This window comes from Polaribacter sp. Q13 (genome assembly GCF_016858305.2).
Classification (GTDB): domain Bacteria; phylum Bacteroidota; class Bacteroidia; order Flavobacteriales; family Flavobacteriaceae; genus Polaribacter.
Genome location: NZ_CP074436.1, coordinates 2,788,065 through 2,807,259, shown reverse-complemented (window position 1 = coordinate 2,807,259; position 19,195 = coordinate 2,788,065). Strand labels below are relative to the sequence as shown.

Genomic DNA, 19,195 nt, shown 5'->3' with positions numbered 1-19,195 from the left:
GCAATTTGCCGCTTTTTCTATGTTTATTATTTTCTATAGTATTTAAACTGAATCAGAGAAGGTTTATTTTTATGCTTTTAACAACTTAAATGTAGTGTCAAATTCTCCATAGGTAAAATACTGAATCCAATCTCCAAGATTTACATATTTACTATTTTCTTGTAGTTCTATTTCTAAAGGAAGGTGTCGGTGTCCAAAAACAAAGTAATCGTAATGTTGTTGGGTTAGTTTTTCTTTACAATACAACACCAACCATTCGTTTTCATCACCTAAATATTTGGCATCATCATCACCAGAAATTAATTTGTTTTTTACTGACATATAATGTCCTAAACGTACGCCAATATCTGGATGCAACCATCTAAAGATCCATTTGAATAATGGAAACGTAAACACTTTTTTCATGCGTTTGTACCCATAATCACCAGGACCTAAACCATCTCCATGACCAATTAAAAACTTTTTATTGTTGATTAAAAACTCTTGTGGCTCATGATATACAGGAATGTTGAGTTCTTTTTGGAAGTAATCATTCATCCATAAATCATGATTACCAATAAAAAAGTAAATAGGAATTCCAGAATCTTTTATCTCTGCTAATTTTCCTAAAACTCTTACAAATCCTTTAGGAACTACGGTTTTATACTCGAACCAAAAATCGAATAAATCGCCTAATAAAAAAATGACTTCGGCGTCTTTTTTTACTTCATCTAACCAAGTTATAAACTTTTTTTCGCGAGGAAAACTAGCTTCTGGAGTGGGTGCACCAAAATGTTGATCGGATGCAAAATAGACTTTTTTATTTTCTGATGTAGTTATAGAAATCAAAAGATGAATTATTTATATCGGTAAAAATAGAAAAACTAATTTATAAACGGGTGAAAGCCATTAAAAAGGTTAGACACTAATTTAACTAAAAAACCACTAATTTCTAAAAACTACTCTTTAATAATCTTTTTATACAAGTTACCAGCATCCGTAAAAACTTTAATAAAATAAATTCCCTCACTTAGTTTACTAAGATTAACCTGTTTATTACTAGATGTAAAAATTTCTTTACCAAGTGTGTTGTAGAGAATTACGTTTTTGAATCTGATATTTTTTGAGGTTTCAATAGTTAAAACATCATTTACAGGATTCGGAAACAAAGAAATATTTTCTGATACAAAAAGATTGTTTTCAATACCTAAGGTAACATTGTTGTTTTTAGAAATTAAATGAGCATCTGGATCAAATTCTACGGAACTTACTGTGAAATTCACAGTTTCTACAAAGGTTTGTCCGTTTGTAGTATTGTCTAAAACCAGATCTAAAACCTCACCATTGGTTCCGTTTAACCGTACGGGAACATTGGCTTCAAAGAAAGTAACAGAATAATGACTCTGGGTTTGGTTTAACTGTATACTAAAGGTATTGGTTGTTGGTTGATGCCATTCTACGTTATAGGTAGGGTAGCCTTGGTTGTAAATCCAATCGTTAAAAAATTCATTTAAATCTAAACCACTTTCGGTTTCTAAATGAGTAATCAAATCTGGAGTTTTTGCATAATTATATGCCAAATTAGGATCTGAAATATAGTTTTTTAAAGCAGCAAAAAAATGCGTGTCGCCCAATTTTTTACGCAACATGTGTAAAACCATCGCGCCTTTATTGTAAGATAATCTACTATTAAAAATTCTACTTACGCTTGTGGTGTCGCTATCTGAAAGGTACACAGCGCCATTTGTGGATGATGTTACAGAATTGATAGTAGAATTTCTCCAGCTTTTAAAAGAAGCATCTCCATCTAGGTGTTCTATTGTTAATCCAGAAAGATAGGTTGCAAAACCTTCATTTAACCAAATGTCTTTCCAACTACCACAAGTAACTTTATCTCCAAACCATTGATGCGCCAACTCATGGGCAATTAAATTTCTACCAAAACTCCCCATAAAAGAAACGGTGGTGTGTTCCATTCCGCCGCCCCAACCAAATTGAGCGTGTCCATATTTTTCATTTTTATAGGGATAATCGCCAAACAAATCGATAAAATGTTTCATAATATCTACCGTAACTAAAGTGCTGTTTTGGGAAGAAGATAAACTTTCTGGATAGACATAATTTACAATCGGAAAGTTATTCTCATTGTGGGAAACTTGGTGCGAATAGGTTTCATAATTAGTAACTGCAATGGCAATTAAATAAGCCGGAATTGGGTATTGATGTTTAAAATGGGTGGTTTTAAAACCTAAAGTAGTTGTTGTGCCTTGCTCTAATCCGTTGGAAACGGAAACATATTGCTCTGGAGCCGTGATATACACATCAATTGTATCAATTTTATCATTCAAATCTTGTTTGCAAGGCCACCAACCTAAAGCGCCATAAGGCTCAGAAAGTGTCCAAAGTACTGGAGTATTTGCGGTTCCGTGTGTGTTTACTTCAAAAGAACCAAAACCATTACTTGTTGGGTTTCCGTTGTAATCGATAATAACTGATGTTGAATTCCCTTGGTTTAAAGTATTCTGAAGTGTAATAACTAATTCGTCATTTGTATTTTGAAAAAAAGATAAAGTGTTTCCATTTTGAGTTACTGAAGTAACGGTCATATTATTATCTAAATCGAAAGTAACTGTTGTTAAATCGTCTAAAGCGGTAAAAGTGGTAGTTACTTTACCCGTAATAGCTGCTACCGCAGGATCTACTGAAAACTCTAATTTATGATAGGTAATATCGTAATTAGACGTGTTAGGATTTGCTTTAAAATGAATTTTTGTTGCAGCAGATTTTGCTTCTGCTTCTGCAATTTTTATGATTTCTTGCGCAGTTGCATTTGAAATATGGGTAAAAATAAGAAGGCAGACAACAAGAAAACGAATCATAACGAATAGGATTAGAATTTAAAAGTACTGTTTAAAATCTAAAATAAAAAATATAGGTGTTAAAGTAGTTCTGTAATTTTTTAGAATGTACCTATCTTTGCAGGATGTTAGAAGATAAAAATACACAAAAGACGTCGTTGGCCGAACTAGGTGAGTTTGGTTTAATCAACCATATTACACAATATTTTAAAGTGCAAAATCCATCTACAATTAAAGCTGTTGGAGACGATGCTGCTGTTTTAGATGCTTCGGAAAAACAAACGTTGGTTACCACAGATTTGTTGATAGAAGGCGTGCATTTCGATTTAAGTTATATGCCACTAAAACATTTAGGATACAAAGCGGTAATGGTAAATTTATCTGATGTGTATGCAATGAATGGAGTTGCAGAGCAAATTACGGTTTCTATCGCGGTTTCTAACAGATTTCCGCTAGAAGCAATTGAAGAGTTGTATGCCGGAATTCAGTTAGCTTGTGAGTCTTACAATGTAGATTTGGTTGGTGGAGACACGACTTCTTCTACCAAAGGAATTTTAATTTCTGTTACTGCAATTGGTAAAGCAGCAAAAGAAGATGTTGTGTACAGAGATGGTGCTAAAGAAACCGATTTAATTGTGGTTTCTGGAGATTTAGGTGCTGCTTATTTAGGGTTACAAGTCTTAGAAAGAGAGAAACAAGTTTTTAAGGTGGATCCAAATAATCAGCCAGATTTGGATAATTATACCTACTTAATTGAACGTCAGTTAAAGCCAGAAGCTCGTAAAGATATTGCTGGTTTGTTAAAAGAAATGGAAGTAAAACCTACTTCTATGATTGATATTTCTGATGGACTTTCATCTGAACTTTTTCATATTTGTACGCAGAGTAAAGTAGGGTGTAAGGTATACGAAGATAAATTGCCTTTAGACCCGCAAGTAATTTCTGCTTGTGAAGAGTTTGAATTAGATTCTACCATGGTGGCGTTAAGTGGTGGTGAAGATTACGAATTGTTATTTACAGTACCTATTGCAGATTTTGATAAAATAAAAGGAAATCCTAATTTTTCTATTATTGGACATATTACCGCAGAAAACCAAGGTTTAAACTTAGTAACAAGAGCGAGCCAAGAAATTGAATTGAAAGCACAAGGTTGGAATGCTTTGAAGAATGAATAAATACAGTTTAATATTATAAAAAAAAGGCGAAAATTTTTAAATTTTCGCCTTTTTTATTTTATTGATGAGGTTCGTTTAACGTGTTTGTGTATGCTTAGTTGCGTGGTTTGGCAACTAATTTAGTAAACTTTTACGAACCTGAGAATATTCCGAAGGAATATTCCAGATAAGCAGAAACCAAGCAATTAAATATACACGGTGTTGTAAGCAGGCTTTTTTTATTCATTATATTTATCTGCAAATCTTTTTCCCATTTCTCTTTGTCCTTTAGAGTCAAAATGAATTCCGTCGCCTCGATGTTCAAAGTCTTGTGTGTTAATATATTTTGAAAATGTATCTTTTTCTGTGTAACTATGAATAGCTGAATTAATCCTTTGCCATTTTGCATTGTCATTATAATAGCTTCCAAGTTCACCTATTAAAATAGGCAAAGAATCGTTCTCAACTATTTGTCTAAATTTATTAAATAAAATTGACAATCTTTTTTGATATTTATTTATATTTTCTTGATTAGTTGCATCGTTTTCTCCTTGATGCCATAATATGCCTTTTATTGTTCCGATTTTTTTTCCAACTTCTACTTTTTCTTTGAAATTAGATAATAAATTTACTCCTCGAAACTTACTGTCATTAATCCATTGTTGAATAGAACTTCCTCCTACTGCTGTAGGTAATATCAAAACATAATTGTTATTGGGTAAATTATTTAAAATAGCATTCCCGAATGAAACGCCACAATCAAGTCCAGTTCTTGAAGGTTCATAATAATGTAAAGGTTCTTTAGCTAAAATTAAATTTCCTTGCTTGTTTAATGTTAGTAATTTGGTGTTAGGAACCGTATCTATTGGTTCTATTTTTCCACGTCCAGCCATATTAGATTGACCTGCCATTATAAATACAAATACGCTGTCAGGATTGGGTGTGTTTGTAAAATATTCAACCTTTTTAGGAAAGTTAGTTCTGAACTCTTTATTGTTTTTATATGTTGTATACCTCTCATATATTTTTGGCATAGCATATATAGCGAAAGTGACACTTAAAATAAATAATACAATAAATAAATTTTTATATTTTTTTAAAATTTTCATTTTAGTCAATGTTTTCGTACGTCTTTTTTTTAGCTTGTTGCCAACTCTAATGATATCCAACGTTTCAATGTTTTATATCAGAAGTTAAACGAATTTAGTTGTTTTTTTTGAGAAAGTCATGTTTGTAAAAGGATCCAAACGACAATAATTTCACAAATGGCATTTATCACTTATTTATTAATTTAAAAGTTCATATCAATATTTAATAATTTAAATATTTGTTCTTTACTTTTTATATAAATAACTCTTTTATCAATTTTAATAATTCCTTCTTCCTTAAACTGTTTAAGACTTCTTCCTAAACTTTCGGGAGAAGTGCCAATAATATTCGCTAAATCTTCTCGTGTTAAATCAATACCACCCGATTTATAATGTTTTTGAAAACGATTTTCTAAAATAAGTAAATTAATACCCAAACGAGCATTTTGATTTTTTTGGGCTAGTACAGCAATAATATTGGCAAGTACCCCAAACTCATGACCAATGTTTTTTATAAAAGTTTGTTGCAACGCAGGTATATCTTGTAATAATTGAAAAAAAACATCTTTAGCTATAAAATTTACTTCCAAATCTTCTAATGCTTCGCAAGAATCTTGATAACGTTCTTCACCAAATAAGGCATGATAGCCTAATACAGCACCCGTTGTGTAGATATAAAAAATTTGATCTGAACCAGAAAAACTGCGTTTAATTTTTTTCGCTTTTCCTTTCTTAATTTGAAAAATGCCCGTGGGCACTCCGTCTTCATAAAAGAGATGACTTCCTTTTTTTATAAATAATAGCTCCATTGCATTGTTTACTAATTTTTTTTCATTAGAAGTTAATGCTTCAAAAAGTAGATCACTTTGAAAATCAAATTGTGAATAAAAGTTTTTCATAAGTCAAATATATAGTATTAAAACATAACATTTGTTATAAATATAAATAACATTTATTGTACATTTGCGTTCGATTTCAATTAATTTAAGAATGAAAGCAGTATTATTTCATTAGAAATTGTTTTAGTACTAGAAAAAGTATTTGAATTAGGTATTGCAAGAAATATAAAATTAGAAATAAGCAATTGTAGATTACATGTACAATCTAAGTTACTAACTGTTTTATGAGAAAAGGAACAAAGCTGTATAGCATTTTAAATTTAAAATGTCCACGCTGCCAAATAGGAAATTTATTTAAAAACCCAGGGTTTTTTGTGTTTACAGAAATCTTAGAAATGCCAGATAAATGCGCTCATTGTAAACAAGATTTTAAGATTGAACCAGGTTTCTATTCCGCTGCATTATGGATCAGTTATCCTATTGTGCTGATAACATTTATACCATTGGTAGTATTGGGGTTTTCATTAAATAGTATTCATAGCTTTTTTAAATATTTGTATCCATTACTCGTACTTTCTAGCTTTATGCTACAAATACCATTAATGCGGGCTGCAAGGGCTATTTTACTAAATATTACTATCGATTATAGGGCAAAGTGATAAAATATAAAACAGATTTATCAAAAAATTAATCAATAAACAGATGAATAAAGAATTTGTACCAAAATTATTTTCTCTTTTAAAGCAAGGGATATCAAAAGAAACGTTAACAAAAGATATCCTGTCTGGATTAATTGTAGGAATTGTTGCGTTGCCTTTGGCAATTGCTTTTGCAATAGCATCAGGAGTTTCTCCGGAGAAAGGTATTATTACAGCCATCATAGCTGGTATATTTTTCTCGACTTTTGGAGGGAGTAGAGTTCAGATTGGTGGGCCAACGGGAGCATTTATTGTTATTGTTTATGGTATTATTCAGTTGCATGGAATTGATGGTTTAATCATTGCTACCTTTATGGCAGGTTTTCTAATGATTGGAATGGGATTATTAAGGTTTGGAAACTTACTAAAATATATTCCATACTCTCTTATTGTTGGTTTTACTAGCGGAATAGCCTTAATCATTTTTTCATCTCAAGTAAATGATTTCTTTGGATTGCATATTTCAAAAGTTCCTGCAGATTTTATAGATAAATGGATTGTCTATTTTGAAAACTTTCAAAACTTTAACTGGTATGCAATTGCAATTGCAGTAGGTTCTATATTACTTACCATTTATTTTCAAAAAATAGTAAAAAAAATACCCGGCTCTATCATTGCAATTTTAATATCAACCCTTGTGGTTGCAAATTTTGATATTCCTGTAGATACTATTGAAAGTAATTTTGGAGCCATACCTAACAAGTTTGGTTTGCCTCATATACCTAACGTAAGTTTTAGTACCATACAAGCACTTTTACAACCAGCATTTGCCATTGCAATCTTAGGTTGTATTGAGTCACTGCTTTCTGCAGTAGTATCAGATTCTATGATTGGAGGAAAACATCGTTCAAATATGGAATTAATAGCTATGGGAGGCGCCAATATTGTATCATCGTTGTTTGGAGGGATTCCGGCTACTGGGGCTATTGCAAGAACTGCCACAAATGTAAAAAATGGTGGTAGAACTCCAATTGCAGGTATTGTACACTCATTGGTTTTATTAGCAATAATGCTATTATTTGCCCCTTATGCTAAATTAATTCCAATGTCTTGTTTGGCAGGTATTTTAATTGTTGTGGCTTTTAATATGAGTGAATGGCGACAATTTAAATCTATTTTAAAAGGGAATAGAATGGATATTATAATTTTGCTAACAACCTTTTTTCTTACTGTTATCTTTGATTTGGTCGTAGCCATAGAAATAGGAATAGTACTTTCTAGTTTTATGTTTATGAAACGAATGAGTAAGTCTGTAAATATTCAAGATTTTACTTCTAATACTGAAAAAGGAGAACACCTCTTTGATGATGAATTATTAGACATCCCTAAAGGAGTTATTTTATATGAAATTAATGGGGCTTTATTTTTTGGGGCTGCCAAACATTTTCAGGAAACTATTATAAATACAAATTTACAGCCTAAGGTTATTATTATTAGAATGCGTTATGTGCCACTAATAGATGCCACAGGTTATCAGAGTATTAAAGGGATATTAAAAACGTATGAGGAACGAAAAATAAAAGTGATTATTTCTGGTATTGGAAAATCATTAAGAGAAGATTTTGAAAAAAATGGAGTATTCTCATGTATAGAAAGCAATCTTGTTGTTGAAGATATTCATTTAGCGATAAAAAGTGCTAAAGAAAATCTAGAATATTTTACAGAGTAAACTATTTAATTAGTTTGATGTTTATCTTTAGTATAGCTTCCGTAAAAACGATTTACTTTTTAGATTACAAGGAACTTTAAAGCAACCAAATGTTGAGTTTTTTTAGAAAGAAACTATTCGTATTTTAATTTCAGTGCTTTTCTTTTACTTTGGTCAGATCGTTTTTTTTGTTTCCAATAAGGTTCATTACTACTCGCTTTTAGTTTGGCAGTTGTGGTTAAACCAGTTCCGTCATTTTCTGTCCAACTTAAAATTTTGTATGGAAAATCTTTTTCTACCTCAATGCTAAGTGTTCTATTTATACTTAGATACTTTATTTTATAAGTAAGCGTTTTTTCTGATGTGGTTTTACTAATATTAGCTTTCTCAACATCCAATTTTTTATAGTTAAAACGGTTGTAAATCGTAGAAGGAATCAAATTGATTTCTCCTTCTGGTAATTCTCCTTTTGCAATACGAATTTTAGTAAATAATGCTTCTTCTAAATAAGTGGCATGTATTGTTTTCTCTGCGTCTCCATCAGCTTCAAAATAAGAAAATTGTTTAAAATTATAGGTGTCATCAGCAAGGTTTAATTGCGTAAAAGTATGTCCGCACCATTCTTGTATACTTGTAGAAGCTTTTAAGGTAAAAGGATGGTTTTTAGTATTGATAGGAGTAAAGGTAGAGGTAACAATAGAATAATCGTAAATACCCGTATTAAATTTACGAACATGGTTTAATTTCATCACAGAAATGTTATCATTTCCCGCTTTTTGCGGATTGTCTAATTTAACCTGCTTGCTTAAAGAAAAAGGTTCCGTTACAAAAACCAAAACAACTTCTCCGTCTCGTATTTCGCCATATCTAGCCTGTTTTAAGGTATAACTACTCAATTCAGCCTTACCAGAATACCAGTACTTATTAAATTGATCGTTTTCAGAAATAGGGTTGTTTACTTCTTTTACACTTGCTTGAGGCGTTGTATTGGTTTGTCCGGATTGGCAACCAATAAAAGAAAAAAGAACTAGGTATAAAAGGGCTGTTTTAGTATTCATTACGTTTTGTGTGTTAATTAGCTGATAATAAGTCAGTCGTAATTTAAAAACGAAATTTACAAAACCTATATTTCATTATTTTTTTCTGATAAAACCTTCATTAAATACTCATTTTGTTTTTCTAAAAGCTCATTGGTTTTGTTCATCAACTCAATGTTTTTAGGAGTTACAACAGCTTTATTTTTAGGATCGTCTGCTTTCTTTTTCATAGAATTCATTGCTTTTACAATTACAAAAACAGTAAAAGCTATAATTAAAAAATCTATTCCAGCTTCAAACAATTTACCATAACCAATAGCAATTTCATCAACCGAAATTTTATCTTTAATAAGTACCGCTTCTCTTAGAATAATTTTCTTGTTTTCCCACTTTGTGCCATCGGTCATAAAAGCCAATGGAGGCATTAAAACTTCTTTAACCAATGTGCTAACTACTTTATTAAAAGCCGCGCCAATAATAACACCAATAGCAATGTCTATCATGTTACCTTTTACGGCAAACTCTTTAAATTCTTCTAATAATTTAAATTTCATAACTTATAGTTTTACAGCACCATTAAATTACAACCTCTAATATCAGAATTATCAAAACGACCAATAATTTCGAAAGTGCCATTTTTGTCTACTTTTCCTAAATCTTGGGTGGCAATAAATGAGCAAGAATTATAATTGGCTAAATCAATCACGTTAATTCCGCCTGTTTTTCCTGGTTGTTGTATGGTTAAAGCATCTTCGGTATCTCTAGTAAGAATTTTCATCCAAGGCGGTGTGTCAAAAATACCGTTTCCGTTAGAATAAGCCTGACTTAATAATTCTGTCATTCCGTATTCCGAGTGAATTTCTGTAACTCCAAATCCGTTTTGTAAAAGCTGATGCAGTTCATCTCTAATCAATTCTTTTCTTCGTCCTTTCATACCACCAGTTTCCATAATAATGGTATTTTTTAGGTTGAATTGTTTCATTTCTATCAAATCTAACAACGCAAAAGAAACCCCAATTAAGAGTTTTTTTTGTCCTTTTTTGTCTAATTCGACTAATTTTTTAGCTAATTCTTCAATATTATTCAGATAAAACCCACTTTCTGAGTTGTTAGATTTTTTTATTAAATCATCTACCATAAAAACCAAAGAAGACCCATTTCTTTCTAAATAATTAGGCAATAAAGCCAAAACAACGTAGTCTTCTATATTGCCATAAAAATGGGCAAATCCTTTTAGGTAACTTTCTTTGTACACGTTAATGTCCGTTACAAAATGCTTGCTTGTTAGGCTCCCTGTAGTACCAGAACTGGTAAAAGTTTCTTCTATTTCTTCTAAAGAAGAAAGCACTTTTCTACTCTTAAAAAACTGAATAGGTAAAAACGGAATTTCTTCAACCTTAGAAACACTAGAGGGATGAATGTATAATAAATCGCAAAAAGATCGGTACACTTTATTGTTTTTAAATTGATGTTTAAAAACTTCTAAAGCAACTTGCTTAAATTCTTCTTGGTTTTGGATGTTAAAAATATTGTTTTGCATATACTCGAAAAAATTCTCACAACAATTTTGTTGTGTTTTCCTTTAATTATCATTCCCTTGAAAAAGGGAATCTAAACAAAGAGTTTTGCTAAACAAAATCTTTGTTCTGCAAAAATAGAATTATTTAACGCAACCTTTTTAAAATTTCTGCATCTTGTAAGAAAAGAACCCTTTTTATGAAGTTAAAAGCATTTTTTTTACTCTTATTTTTTACAATTATTTCTTGTGAACATAATAATGATGATGATTTAAATTATAAAACATTAATTATTGCATCTACAAAAGTGGATTGTGTTGGTGTTGATCCTCAAAAATGTTTGTTAATAAGAGAAGTAGATAAACAAAACTGGGAATATTTTTATGACTCAATAATTGGTTTTAATTATGAAGAAGGTTTTGAATTTGAAATTTTAATATCAGAAGAAGAAATAGAAAATTCACTACAAGATGCATCATCTATAAAAACTACCTTAATTAAGGTGATTTCAAAAATTGAAAAAACATCAGAAAATTTACCAAACTAAAAATTTAAAAATAATGAATTTTAAAAATATATTTATTTTATTTTGTGCAACTGTATTATTTTCTTGTGAAAATAATGAAACAATTATAGAATCAGATAATTTATTAATAGGGTTTTGGGTAGCACCAATTTATGATGGAGAAACCATAACCTTTACAAGAACAAACTCTTTGCCTACTGATTCTTACGGTTTTTCATTTATCAAAGACCAGAAGGCTAATTTCGTTACAGAAAGAACTTCAGGTTTTTGTGGTACACCTCCTTTAACTTTTTTTGACAGGCAAGGAACTTGGGAATTAAATAGCAATAACTTAAAAATTTATGATATTAATATAACAAATCAGTTTGGTGCTGAACCTGTTTTATGGTATAATTATCAAATACTTGAGATATCAGAAACTGAACTAGTTTTAGAACATATAGCAGTAGCACAAGAAATAGATCATAGAAATCTAATGGATTTGTTTAATGAAATTCAGAATTTATCTTATAGTGTTTCTTGCTCAAACGCAGCTGATTGGCTAATCACAGAATATGGGGCAAAAGCTTGTGGAGGACCTCAAGGTTTTATAGCGTATTCATCATCAATTGATACGGTTTCTTTTTTACAAAAAATAGAAACGTATACACAAGCAGAAAAAGATTTTAACTTTAAATATGGAGTTGTTTCTGATTGTTCAATACCAAGTGCTCCAATTTCTGTTGAATGTCAGAATGGGTTTCCGGTATTTACATATTAATAAATTAATACATATAAAATGAAAAAAATTACACTACTCTTAATTTCCTTACTTGTTTTCTATTCTTGTTTAAACAATGATAATGATATACCAAATTATACGTTTGAGTATTTAAAGATAGATGAAGCCATAACGCCTGCAAGTTTTACTTTTGGAGAACAAGATACTATTACTGTAAAGTACTCTTTACCTAATGGTTGCTATTCTTTTGATCAAGTTTTTTACGAATCTAAGGATAGTACAAGAACTGTAGCTGTTAGAGCATTAGTTAAACTTGATCTAGCTTGTACAGAAGCAATTGTACAAGAAGAAAAGAGTTTTGTTGTTAAAGCAACTCAAAAAGAAGATTATATTTTTAAATTCTATAAAGGAAAAGATAGTATTGGAGAAAATATTTTTGAGGAAGTGATAGTTCCTGTAAATTAGAGCCATCAAACTAGAAGAACTCATAAAGGAATGCTGCAAACAAAAAATAGCAGCGCAATCTCAGGTTTATCAGCTTTTTTCTGATAAGCTATTTGCTGTTTGTTTAAAATATTCGCGTAATTATCAAGACGCAGAAGATAATTTACAAGATAGTTTTATCACGATTTTTCAGAAAATTGAGCAATATAAAAATAAAGGTTCTTTTGAAGGATGGTTAAAACGAATCACTATAAATACAGCTTTACAAAAATACAGAGAGAAATCGCCTTTACAAATTGTAGAAGAAATTTCTAATGAAGTTGAGATTGAAGAACTCAATTTAGAAAACGCTGTTTTTAATGTAGATGTTTTGTTAGGTTTTATTCAGCAGTTACCAGACAGATATAGATTGGTTTTTAATTTATATGTTTTAGATAATTATTCGCATAAAGAAATTGCAGAAATGTTATTGATTTCTGTGGGAACTTCAAAATCTAATTTGTCTAGAGCAAGAAAAATTTTGAAAAAAGAATTAGAAAACTATCAAAAGAATAGTTCAAAAAGACTAATTAATGGATTATAAGAATTTAGATAAGCTGTTTCAAGAACAACTAGAAAATTTGGAGGCAACTCCAAATAAAAGGGTTTGGAACAATATAGAATCTAATCTTAAAAAGAAAAAGAGGAGAGTATTACCTTTTTGGTGGTTTGCAAGCGGAATAGCTGCAATGTTACTTTTAGGAATGTTTTTATTCCCTTTTTCTACTAAAGAAACCGATTTTATAAATACAGATTCTAATATTATAATTACAGAAATTCCTGAAAATGAAATAAAAATTATTGAAAAACCTAAAATGGATGCCCTAATTAAAAAGGATATAAATGAAAGGAAAAACCTTTTTGCAATTAAAAAAACAATTAATAATAGAAAGAATACGGATCAAAAAAAGGTTAATGAACAAAGATTAGTTAGCATAAAAAAAGCTATAAAGAAAACTTCTATAGCTGATAATTTAATTAAAAAAGCAGTAATTTTTTCAGAAAATAATATTAGTAATAAGTCTATTTCTTTAGATAGAAAAGGTAAGGTTGTTAAGAATAGAGTTGCTGATAAAGAAAAAAAATCTAGTAAACATAAAATTGATTTAAATAAATTTATAGAAAAAAAGGATAGTATTTTTTCTGTAAAACCATCAGGAAATAGATGGTCTGTTGCACCTGTTTTTGCTGTATTAAACTCAAGTTCATTTTCTAACTCTTCTCCTGTAAATAAGAGTTTGGCCAATACAACAAAAGGTAAAAGTTCATTTTCTTATGGTTTTCAAGTAGGATATCAAATTAATAAAAAATGGAGTGTTCGATCTGGTGTTCATTTACAAGAAATGGTTTTTGTAAATAATCAAGTAACTGCTGTTTCTTCAATTGCTTCAAATTCTTCACCTATTGCATTTAATAGTGGAGGTTCTTTTTCTTTTAATAAAGCGGATGTTCAAAGCTTGAGTTCTGATAATAATTCATATTTAACTAGAGCTTATTTAGATGGAGATTTAAGTCAGAAATATGGATATATAGAAATTCCAATAGAAATAAAATATAATTTATTAGGCACTAAAAAATTTAATGCACAAGTAGTTGCTGGGTTTAGTTCTTTATTTTTAAACAAAAATGAAGTAAATTTTAATACTCAGTTTATGTCTAAATCTGGAAAGGCCAATAATTTAAACCACATTAATTTTAGTGGAAATTTAGGATTCGATTTTAATTATTCTTTAAATAAAAAATGGTCTTTAAATTTAAGCCCCATGTTTAAAGCTCAGTTAAATACTTTTAGTAAAGATTCTAATGGTTTTTCCCCTTTTAATTTGGGTGCTTACTCTGGTGTTAAATATAAATTTTAGAATAGTTTTATCCCTTGTTATATAATCTTTAACGAGTTTTATGGTTCGTTTATCGAAATATAATGATCTGAGCTGTTTAAAAATTTAATTTTGCAAAACGATTATTTATATACTTTTGTTAGAAAATGGTCGTTTTTATTAAAATAAAATTAATATTAATACAAAAAATGATGTTTTTATCAAATACATATAGAACCTTAAGTGGTACTAAAGAAGTTATAGAAACACCAGAAAAAAAAGCCACACAATGGGTTATTTATAAGGATGGTAAGCCTGCTTATTTTGTAGATTTCTACGATTTAGAAATAGAATCTAATGCTATGATGAATAGTTTGGTTTTGTGTACAAAAAGAAGTATTCATGAGGTTTTAGAACTCATTAATCAAAAGAATAATATTAAGTTATCTGTACCTCTAATATCTAGATTAGGTTATAAAAAGATTATAAAAACTAGAAAAGTAGAATTAGATTTAGAACCAATACCAGAAGAATGGTTGGCATATTCTATGTAATTTATTTTAAATAAATACTTTTTTGCTATATTAGTTTATAAGATATCTTTTATTCAATATAGCAGTTCTCCCTCCAAGTAGTCTCAAGTTTCTTTAAATTAACAAAATAATCAAATATTTCAGGAATATTTCCACTACTTATTCCTGCGTCTAAAGCAGTCTGAAGGTTCCCAGAAGTTCTTTTGCAATAGGGAGCCTAAATCACTTACGTTATCTACTGCGTAGTTTTTACAGAATTTCATAAAAGGAGAGTTTGATGGTCTAGAAGACATAATATCAAACAATTGTTGTCCGTCTACGCTACCAAGTTTTGCAGCAGCAAAAGCTTGAGACATTGCTACAACAGTAGTCATACCCATAAAGTTGTTAATTAACTTAGTAGTGTGTCCTGCTCCTAAAGTCCCTAAATAGAACATATTTTATCCCTGTTCATCAAGAACTGTTTTATTTATGGATAGCTAGTTTCTTTATTTTAATTATTCTTAGAATTTTAAGCAAAAATTAAACTATCTTTAAATTATACAGTCTAATGTTTATGAAATCAGAACATATACAACATTTATATAACAGAGTTGGTTTTGGTATTACACCAAAAGAATTGGCTCGTTTATCTAAGAAAAGTAAAAAATACGTAGTAAACGAGTTATTTGCTTCTTCAAAGAAAGTAACTTCTTTATCTGTAGATACTTCTTATTTAAAAGGGATTTCTTTTAAAGATTTAAAAGAACCAAAACAAAGAAGAGAGCTCCAAAAAATTAGTAGGAAAAAAGTACAAGAATTTTCTACAGCTTGGTTTCAACGGTTAAATAACCCTTCCGAAATTTTACGAGAAAAAATGACCTTATTTTGGGCAAATCATTTTGTTTGTGAGAGTAAAAACATTTTATATGCAGAAAGCTACAATAATATGTTGCGAAGAAACGCTTTGGGAAATTTTAATAATTTCACTAAAACTGTTTCTAAAGAAGCAGCAATGCTTGCATATTTAAACAATAAACAGAATAAGAAAGAAAGTCCTAATGAGAATTTTGCGAGAGAATTAATGGAGCTTTTTACCTTAGGACAAGATCAATATACAGAACAAGATATTAAAGAATCTGCAAGGTCTTTTACCGGATATACTAATAATGTAAAGGGAAAATTTTTCTTTAGAGAAAAATATCATGATGAAAATAATAAAACTTTTTTCGGAAAAACTGGTAATTTTCAGGGAGATGATATTATAGACATCATTCTAGAAAAAAAGCAATGTGCACGTTTTATATCAGAAAAAATTTACCGCTATTTTGTCAATGAAAACATTAATGAAAAGCATGTAAATGAAATGGTAGAGGTGTTTTATAAAGATTATAATATAGAAAAGTTAATGCGTTTTGTATTGCTTTCTAAATGGTTTTATGCTGATGAAAATATTGGAACCAAAATAAAATCGCCTATTGAATTTTTAGTTGGTATAAATACTATTGTGCCTTATACAATAGAAAAGCAAAATCAAGTTTTATTACTGCAAAGATTGTTGGGGCAGATATTATTAAGTCCGCCAAATGTTGCAGGTTGGAAAACTGGCCGTAATTGGATTGATAGCAATACCATTGTTACACGTTTACGCTTGCCCTCTGTATTATTAAACAATGCAGAAATTGCATATTCAGAAATTGGAGATGAAGAAACCATGATTACCAATTTTAAGAAAAGAAAACTACGCAGAAAAGCTTTTATAAAGGTTTCTGCAGATTGGAATTCTTTTGAAGAAAATTATAAAAAGAAATCTAATAAAGAACTGGTACATCAAATTATAACAACAAAAATAAATAGTGGAACCGAAGTAATGTTAGAAAGAAATCAGCAACTTTCTAAGCACGATTTTGTTGTGCAATTAATGAGTTTACCTGAATATCAACTTTGTTAACCTCTCGACTGCGATCGAGATGACAAAATTTATTTTATCGCCTTAAAAAAAAGTATATTTAAAAACATTAAAAATAGACACATGAAACGTAGAGATTTTTTAAAACGGACAACTTTTGCTTCAGGGATGTTTTTTGTACCTCAATTTTTAAAGGCTTTTGAACAGCTTCCTGTGAAAACATTTAGCAATAAAAAAGTAGTAATTATTCAGTTAAAAGGAGGTAATGATGGTTTAAATACGGTGGTGCCTTTTAATAATGATATTTATTATCAAGAAAGAAATAACATTGCCATCAATAAAAACGATGTATTTAAAATTTCTGATGAGGTTGGGCTGCACAAAAGTCTGCAACCTTTACAAGATTTATATAACAAAGGTTTTGTAAGTATTATAAATAACGTAGGATATCCGAACCCTAATTTATCTCATTTTAGATCTACGGATATTTGGCAAACAGCCAGTGATAGTAATGAATATTTACAAAATGGTTGGGTGGGCAGATATTTAGATTATACCAAAGGGAATCCGTATGCTGCCATTGAAGTAGATGAAAGTCTGTCTTTAATGATGAAGGGGAAAACGCAAAATGGATTGGCAATTACAGATCCAAAAATGTTTTACAACCCTATGCGTGCGCCATTTTTTAACAATGTGGTAACCAATTATAATGATGCACATTTAAGCGAACATAATTTAGGGTATTTGTACAATACCATGATTGATGCAAAATCATCTGCAAAACACATTTTTGAAAAAAGCAACACAAAAAGTACTACAGCAGCGTATCCTAAAAATATTTTTGGAAAACAACTTAATACTATTTCTCAATTTATAAATTCTGGTTTAGAAACACAAGTATATTATGCAGGTTTAAGTGGTTTTGATACACATGCAAACCAAGCAGGTACACAAGAAAGGTTGTTAAAAGTGTATGCAGAAAGTATGGAAGTGTTTATAAATGATTTACAAAAAAACAACAGTTTTGATGATGTGTTAATTCTTACTTTTTCTGAATTTGGCAGACGCGTAAAACAAAACGAATCTAAAGGAACAGATCACGGTACAGCTAACAACGTTTTTGTGATGGGAAAAAACCTAAAGAAACAAGGTTTGTATAATGATTTACCAAATTTAGGCGATTTAGATAAAAACGGAAATCTTAAATACGAGATTGATTTTAGAGAGGTTTACGCTACAATTTTAGACAAATGGTTGCAAGTAGATGATGTTGCTATTTTAAATAAATCTTTTTCTAAATTGAATTTTGTTTAATGTTTGTTATTGATTAAAAAACCTTTAATTTCGTTTTAATCATGATAAATTTACTTTATCATTTTCAGTTATCCATAACAGAAAAATACTTAGAAATAAATGAATTCATTTTTAGCAGACATCATCGTTAAAACAACCCTAAAGTTTAAGGATAAAAAAAAATATCCGAAAGGAAGCCCTTCTGAATATAAACTAGCAAAAAGATATAGAGAAATTACGGTTAACTTTAAACGTAATTTAAAAAACGTAACACTTATAGTAATCGGTATCTTTTCGGCCTCTTTTGGCTTTAAAGGTTTTCTACTAACAAACGATTTTATAGACGGTGGAGCTACAGGTATTTCATTACTAATAGCTGCAGTTACTGGCATTCCGCTTTATGTTCTTATTATTTGTATAAATATTCCTTTTGTATTTTTAGGATATAAAATTATGGGAAAGCAGTTTGCCATAAAGACGGCTTTGGCAATTACGGGTTTGGCACTTTGTGTTGCAATTGTCCCTTTTCCTAATGTTACCGATGACGATTTGTTAGTAGCAATTTTTGGTGGGTTTTTTCTTGGTGCAGGAATAGGACTTGCTATTAGAGGTGGTGCTGTAATTGACGGAACCGAAGTTCTTGCCATTTACTTAAGTAGAAAAGTAGGAGCAACCATTGGAGATATTATTATATTAATTAATGTTGTTATTTTTTCTGTTGCTGCCTATTTACTTTCTATAGAAGTAGCACTTTATTCAATGATAACTTATATGGCAGCTTCTAAAACCTTAGATTTTATAATTGAAGGAATTGAAGAATATATTGGGGTAACTATTATTTCTTCTCAAAGTAACCGAATTAGAGAAATGATTGTAGAAAAATTAGGACGTGCTGTAACTATTTATAAAGGAGAAGGTGGTTATGCTAAACATGGTGTTTCTAAAGAAATGAATATTATTTACACCGTAATTACTCGTTTAGAAGTAAATAAATTAAATACAGAAATAGAAAAAATAGAATCGAATGCTTTTATAATTATGAATAGTATAAAGGATATAAAAGGAGGGATGATTAAAAAAAGACCTTTGCATTAATTAGATTCTTTTTGGTAAAAG

20 protein-coding genes are annotated in these 19,195 nt (G+C 29.9%); 12 read left to right on the top strand and 8 right to left on the bottom strand.

The genetic code is table 11. From position 1 onward, the window contains the following. Positions 1 to 69 precede the first annotated feature (69 nt). Together JOP69_RS11660 and JOP69_RS11655 are read right to left on the bottom strand one after the other, a co-directional pair. A complete protein-coding gene (locus tag JOP69_RS11660; protein WP_203392765.1) occupies positions 70 to 828 on the bottom strand; it encodes a UDP-2,3-diacylglucosamine diphosphatase in 759 nt (252 codons plus the stop codon). A gap of 110 nt (positions 829 to 938) precedes the next feature. Beyond that, positions 939 to 2,858, bottom strand: a complete 1,920-nt coding sequence (locus JOP69_RS11655; protein ID WP_203392764.1) for a M1 family aminopeptidase — start codon at positions 2,856 to 2,858, stop codon at positions 939 to 941. Between the two features lie 104 nt (positions 2,859 to 2,962). On the opposite strand from JOP69_RS11655, the gene thiL reads away from it, so the two are divergent. Then, positions 2,963 to 4,012: a thiamine-phosphate kinase gene (gene thiL / locus JOP69_RS11650; RefSeq protein WP_203392763.1), complete on the top strand. Its 1,050-nt coding sequence runs from the start codon at positions 2,963 to 2,965 to the stop codon at positions 4,010 to 4,012. 218 nt (positions 4,013 to 4,230) lie between these two features. Here thiL and JOP69_RS11645 read toward each other — a convergent pair whose 3' ends face one another. Together JOP69_RS11645 and JOP69_RS11640 are read right to left on the bottom strand one after the other, a co-directional pair. After that, positions 4,231 to 5,100, bottom strand: coding sequence for a sialate O-acetylesterase (locus JOP69_RS11645; protein WP_203392762.1), 870 nt, complete (start codon positions 5,098 to 5,100; stop codon positions 4,231 to 4,233). 182 nt (positions 5,101 to 5,282) lie between these two features. Beyond that, positions 5,283 to 5,978, bottom strand: a complete 696-nt coding sequence (locus JOP69_RS11640; RefSeq protein WP_203392761.1) for a Crp/Fnr family transcriptional regulator — start codon at positions 5,976 to 5,978, stop codon at positions 5,283 to 5,285. A gap of 224 nt (positions 5,979 to 6,202) precedes the next feature. Here JOP69_RS11640 and JOP69_RS11635 point away from each other — a divergent pair, with 224 nt between their 5' ends. Next, on the top strand, positions 6,203 to 6,577 hold the full coding sequence (locus JOP69_RS11635; protein ID WP_203392760.1) for a DUF983 domain-containing protein: 375 nt from the start codon (positions 6,203 to 6,205) through the stop codon (positions 6,575 to 6,577). Between the two features lie 43 nt (positions 6,578 to 6,620). Next, entirely contained in the window at positions 6,621 to 8,285 is a 1,665-nt protein-coding gene (locus tag JOP69_RS11630) for a SulP family inorganic anion transporter (protein ID WP_203392759.1), read from the top strand. A gap of 113 nt (positions 8,286 to 8,398) precedes the next feature. Here JOP69_RS11630 and JOP69_RS11625 read toward each other — a convergent pair whose 3' ends face one another. The 3 genes from JOP69_RS11625 to JOP69_RS11615 all read right to left on the bottom strand — a co-directional run bounded on the left by JOP69_RS11625 (position 8,399) and on the right by JOP69_RS11615 (position 10,841). After that, positions 8,399 to 9,322 carry a septum formation inhibitor Maf gene (locus tag JOP69_RS11625; RefSeq protein ID WP_203392758.1) on the bottom strand — a complete coding sequence of 308 codons (924 nt, stop codon included), beginning with the start codon at positions 9,320 to 9,322 and terminating at the stop codon, positions 8,399 to 8,401. 65 nt (positions 9,323 to 9,387) lie between these two features. Next, complete coding sequence (gene mscL, locus JOP69_RS11620) at positions 9,388 to 9,855, bottom strand: large conductance mechanosensitive channel protein MscL (RefSeq protein ID WP_203392757.1); 468 nt, start codon at positions 9,853 to 9,855, stop codon at positions 9,388 to 9,390. 11 nt (positions 9,856 to 9,866) lie between these two features. Continuing rightward, positions 9,867 to 10,841, bottom strand: a complete 975-nt coding sequence (locus JOP69_RS11615; protein WP_203392756.1) for an acyl transferase — start codon at positions 10,839 to 10,841, stop codon at positions 9,867 to 9,869. A 176-nt stretch (positions 10,842 to 11,017) separates the two neighbouring features. Between JOP69_RS11615 and JOP69_RS11610 the strand changes: the two genes are divergently transcribed. The 6 genes from JOP69_RS11610 to JOP69_RS11585 all read left to right on the top strand — a co-directional run bounded on the left by JOP69_RS11610 (position 11,018) and on the right by JOP69_RS11585 (position 14,919). Further along, positions 11,018 to 11,365: a DUF4377 domain-containing protein gene (locus JOP69_RS11610; protein WP_203392755.1), complete on the top strand. Its 348-nt coding sequence runs from the start codon at positions 11,018 to 11,020 to the stop codon at positions 11,363 to 11,365. Between the two features lie 13 nt (positions 11,366 to 11,378). Beyond that, positions 11,379 to 12,104, top strand: coding sequence for a hypothetical protein (locus JOP69_RS11605; RefSeq protein WP_203392754.1), 726 nt, complete (start codon positions 11,379 to 11,381; stop codon positions 12,102 to 12,104). An 18-nt stretch (positions 12,105 to 12,122) separates the two neighbouring features. After that, a complete protein-coding gene (locus JOP69_RS11600; protein ID WP_203392753.1) occupies positions 12,123 to 12,530 on the top strand; it encodes a hypothetical protein in 408 nt (135 codons plus the stop codon). After that, positions 12,526 to 13,092: an RNA polymerase sigma factor gene (locus tag JOP69_RS11595; protein ID WP_368378386.1), complete on the top strand. Its 567-nt coding sequence runs from the start codon at positions 12,526 to 12,528 to the stop codon at positions 13,090 to 13,092. Before JOP69_RS11600 ends, JOP69_RS11595 begins: the two co-directional genes overlap by 5 nt. Then, positions 13,082 to 14,407 carry a hypothetical protein gene (locus JOP69_RS11590; protein WP_203392752.1) on the top strand — a complete coding sequence of 442 codons (1,326 nt, stop codon included), beginning with the start codon at positions 13,082 to 13,084 and terminating at the stop codon, positions 14,405 to 14,407. Before JOP69_RS11595 ends, JOP69_RS11590 begins: the two co-directional genes overlap by 11 nt. A 167-nt stretch (positions 14,408 to 14,574) precedes the next feature. Continuing rightward, complete coding sequence (locus JOP69_RS11585) at positions 14,575 to 14,919, top strand: hypothetical protein (protein WP_203392751.1); 345 nt, start codon at positions 14,575 to 14,577, stop codon at positions 14,917 to 14,919. Positions 14,920 to 15,053: 134 nt separating this feature from the next. On the opposite strand, the gene JOP69_RS18835 is transcribed toward JOP69_RS11585, so the two are convergent. After that, positions 15,054 to 15,335 carry an NAD-binding protein gene (locus JOP69_RS18835; protein ID WP_203392750.1) on the bottom strand — a complete coding sequence of 94 codons (282 nt, stop codon included), beginning with the start codon at positions 15,333 to 15,335 and terminating at the stop codon, positions 15,054 to 15,056. A 119-nt stretch (positions 15,336 to 15,454) separates the two neighbouring features. Between JOP69_RS18835 and JOP69_RS11575 the strand changes: the two genes are divergently transcribed. From JOP69_RS11575 to JOP69_RS11565, 3 genes are all read left to right on the top strand, one after another. Further along, the gene (locus JOP69_RS11575; RefSeq protein WP_203392749.1) at positions 15,455 to 16,828 is read left to right on the top strand and encodes a DUF1800 family protein; all 1,374 of its coding nucleotides are present in this window, start codon (positions 15,455 to 15,457) and stop codon (positions 16,826 to 16,828) included. A gap of 81 nt (positions 16,829 to 16,909) precedes the next feature. Continuing rightward, positions 16,910 to 18,100, top strand: coding sequence for a DUF1501 domain-containing protein (locus JOP69_RS11570; protein ID WP_203392748.1), 1,191 nt, complete (start codon positions 16,910 to 16,912; stop codon positions 18,098 to 18,100). A 99-nt stretch (positions 18,101 to 18,199) separates the two neighbouring features. Then, on the top strand, positions 18,200 to 19,174 hold the full coding sequence (locus tag JOP69_RS11565) for a YitT family protein (RefSeq protein ID WP_203392747.1): 975 nt from the start codon (positions 18,200 to 18,202) through the stop codon (positions 19,172 to 19,174). The last annotated feature ends 21 nt before the right edge of the window (positions 19,175 to 19,195 follow it).

What these genes read in the sequence shown, in the direction of transcription:
- JOP69_RS11655 (WP_203392764.1), bottom strand. Translation starts at nt 2,858, where the DNA reads ATGATTCGTTTTCTTGTTGTCTGCCTTCTTATTTTTACCCATATTTCA.
- thiL (WP_203392763.1), top strand. Translation starts at nt 2,963, where the DNA reads ATGTTAGAAGATAAAAATACACAAAAGACGTCGTTGGCCGAACTAGGT.
- JOP69_RS11645 (WP_203392762.1), bottom strand. Translation starts at nt 5,100, where the DNA reads ATGAAAATTTTAAAAAAATATAAAAATTTATTTATTGTATTATTTATT.
- JOP69_RS11640 (WP_203392761.1), bottom strand. Translation starts at nt 5,978, where the DNA reads ATGAAAAACTTTTATTCACAATTTGATTTTCAAAGTGATCTACTTTTT.
- JOP69_RS11635 (WP_203392760.1), top strand. Translation starts at nt 6,203, where the DNA reads ATGAGAAAAGGAACAAAGCTGTATAGCATTTTAAATTTAAAATGTCCA.
- JOP69_RS11630 (WP_203392759.1), top strand. Translation starts at nt 6,621, where the DNA reads ATGAATAAAGAATTTGTACCAAAATTATTTTCTCTTTTAAAGCAAGGG.
- JOP69_RS11625 (WP_203392758.1), bottom strand. Translation starts at nt 9,322, where the DNA reads ATGAATACTAAAACAGCCCTTTTATACCTAGTTCTTTTTTCTTTTATT.
- mscL (WP_203392757.1), bottom strand. Translation starts at nt 9,855, where the DNA reads ATGAAATTTAAATTATTAGAAGAATTTAAAGAGTTTGCCGTAAAAGGT.
- JOP69_RS11615 (WP_203392756.1), bottom strand. Translation starts at nt 10,841, where the DNA reads ATGCAAAACAATATTTTTAACATCCAAAACCAAGAAGAATTTAAGCAA.
- JOP69_RS11610 (WP_203392755.1), top strand. Translation starts at nt 11,018, where the DNA reads ATGAAGTTAAAAGCATTTTTTTTACTCTTATTTTTTACAATTATTTCT.
- JOP69_RS11605 (WP_203392754.1), top strand. Translation starts at nt 11,379, where the DNA reads ATGAATTTTAAAAATATATTTATTTTATTTTGTGCAACTGTATTATTT.
- JOP69_RS11600 (WP_203392753.1), top strand. Translation starts at nt 12,123, where the DNA reads ATGAAAAAAATTACACTACTCTTAATTTCCTTACTTGTTTTCTATTCT.
- JOP69_RS11590 (WP_203392752.1), top strand. Translation starts at nt 13,082, where the DNA reads ATGGATTATAAGAATTTAGATAAGCTGTTTCAAGAACAACTAGAAAAT.
- JOP69_RS11585 (WP_203392751.1), top strand. Translation starts at nt 14,575, where the DNA reads ATGATGTTTTTATCAAATACATATAGAACCTTAAGTGGTACTAAAGAA.
- JOP69_RS18835 (WP_203392750.1), bottom strand. Translation starts at nt 15,335, where the DNA reads ATGTTCTATTTAGGGACTTTAGGAGCAGGACACACTACTAAGTTAATT.
- JOP69_RS11575 (WP_203392749.1), top strand. Translation starts at nt 15,455, where the DNA reads ATGAAATCAGAACATATACAACATTTATATAACAGAGTTGGTTTTGGT.
- JOP69_RS11570 (WP_203392748.1), top strand. Translation starts at nt 16,910, where the DNA reads ATGAAACGTAGAGATTTTTTAAAACGGACAACTTTTGCTTCAGGGATG.
- JOP69_RS11565 (WP_203392747.1), top strand. Translation starts at nt 18,200, where the DNA reads ATGAATTCATTTTTAGCAGACATCATCGTTAAAACAACCCTAAAGTTT.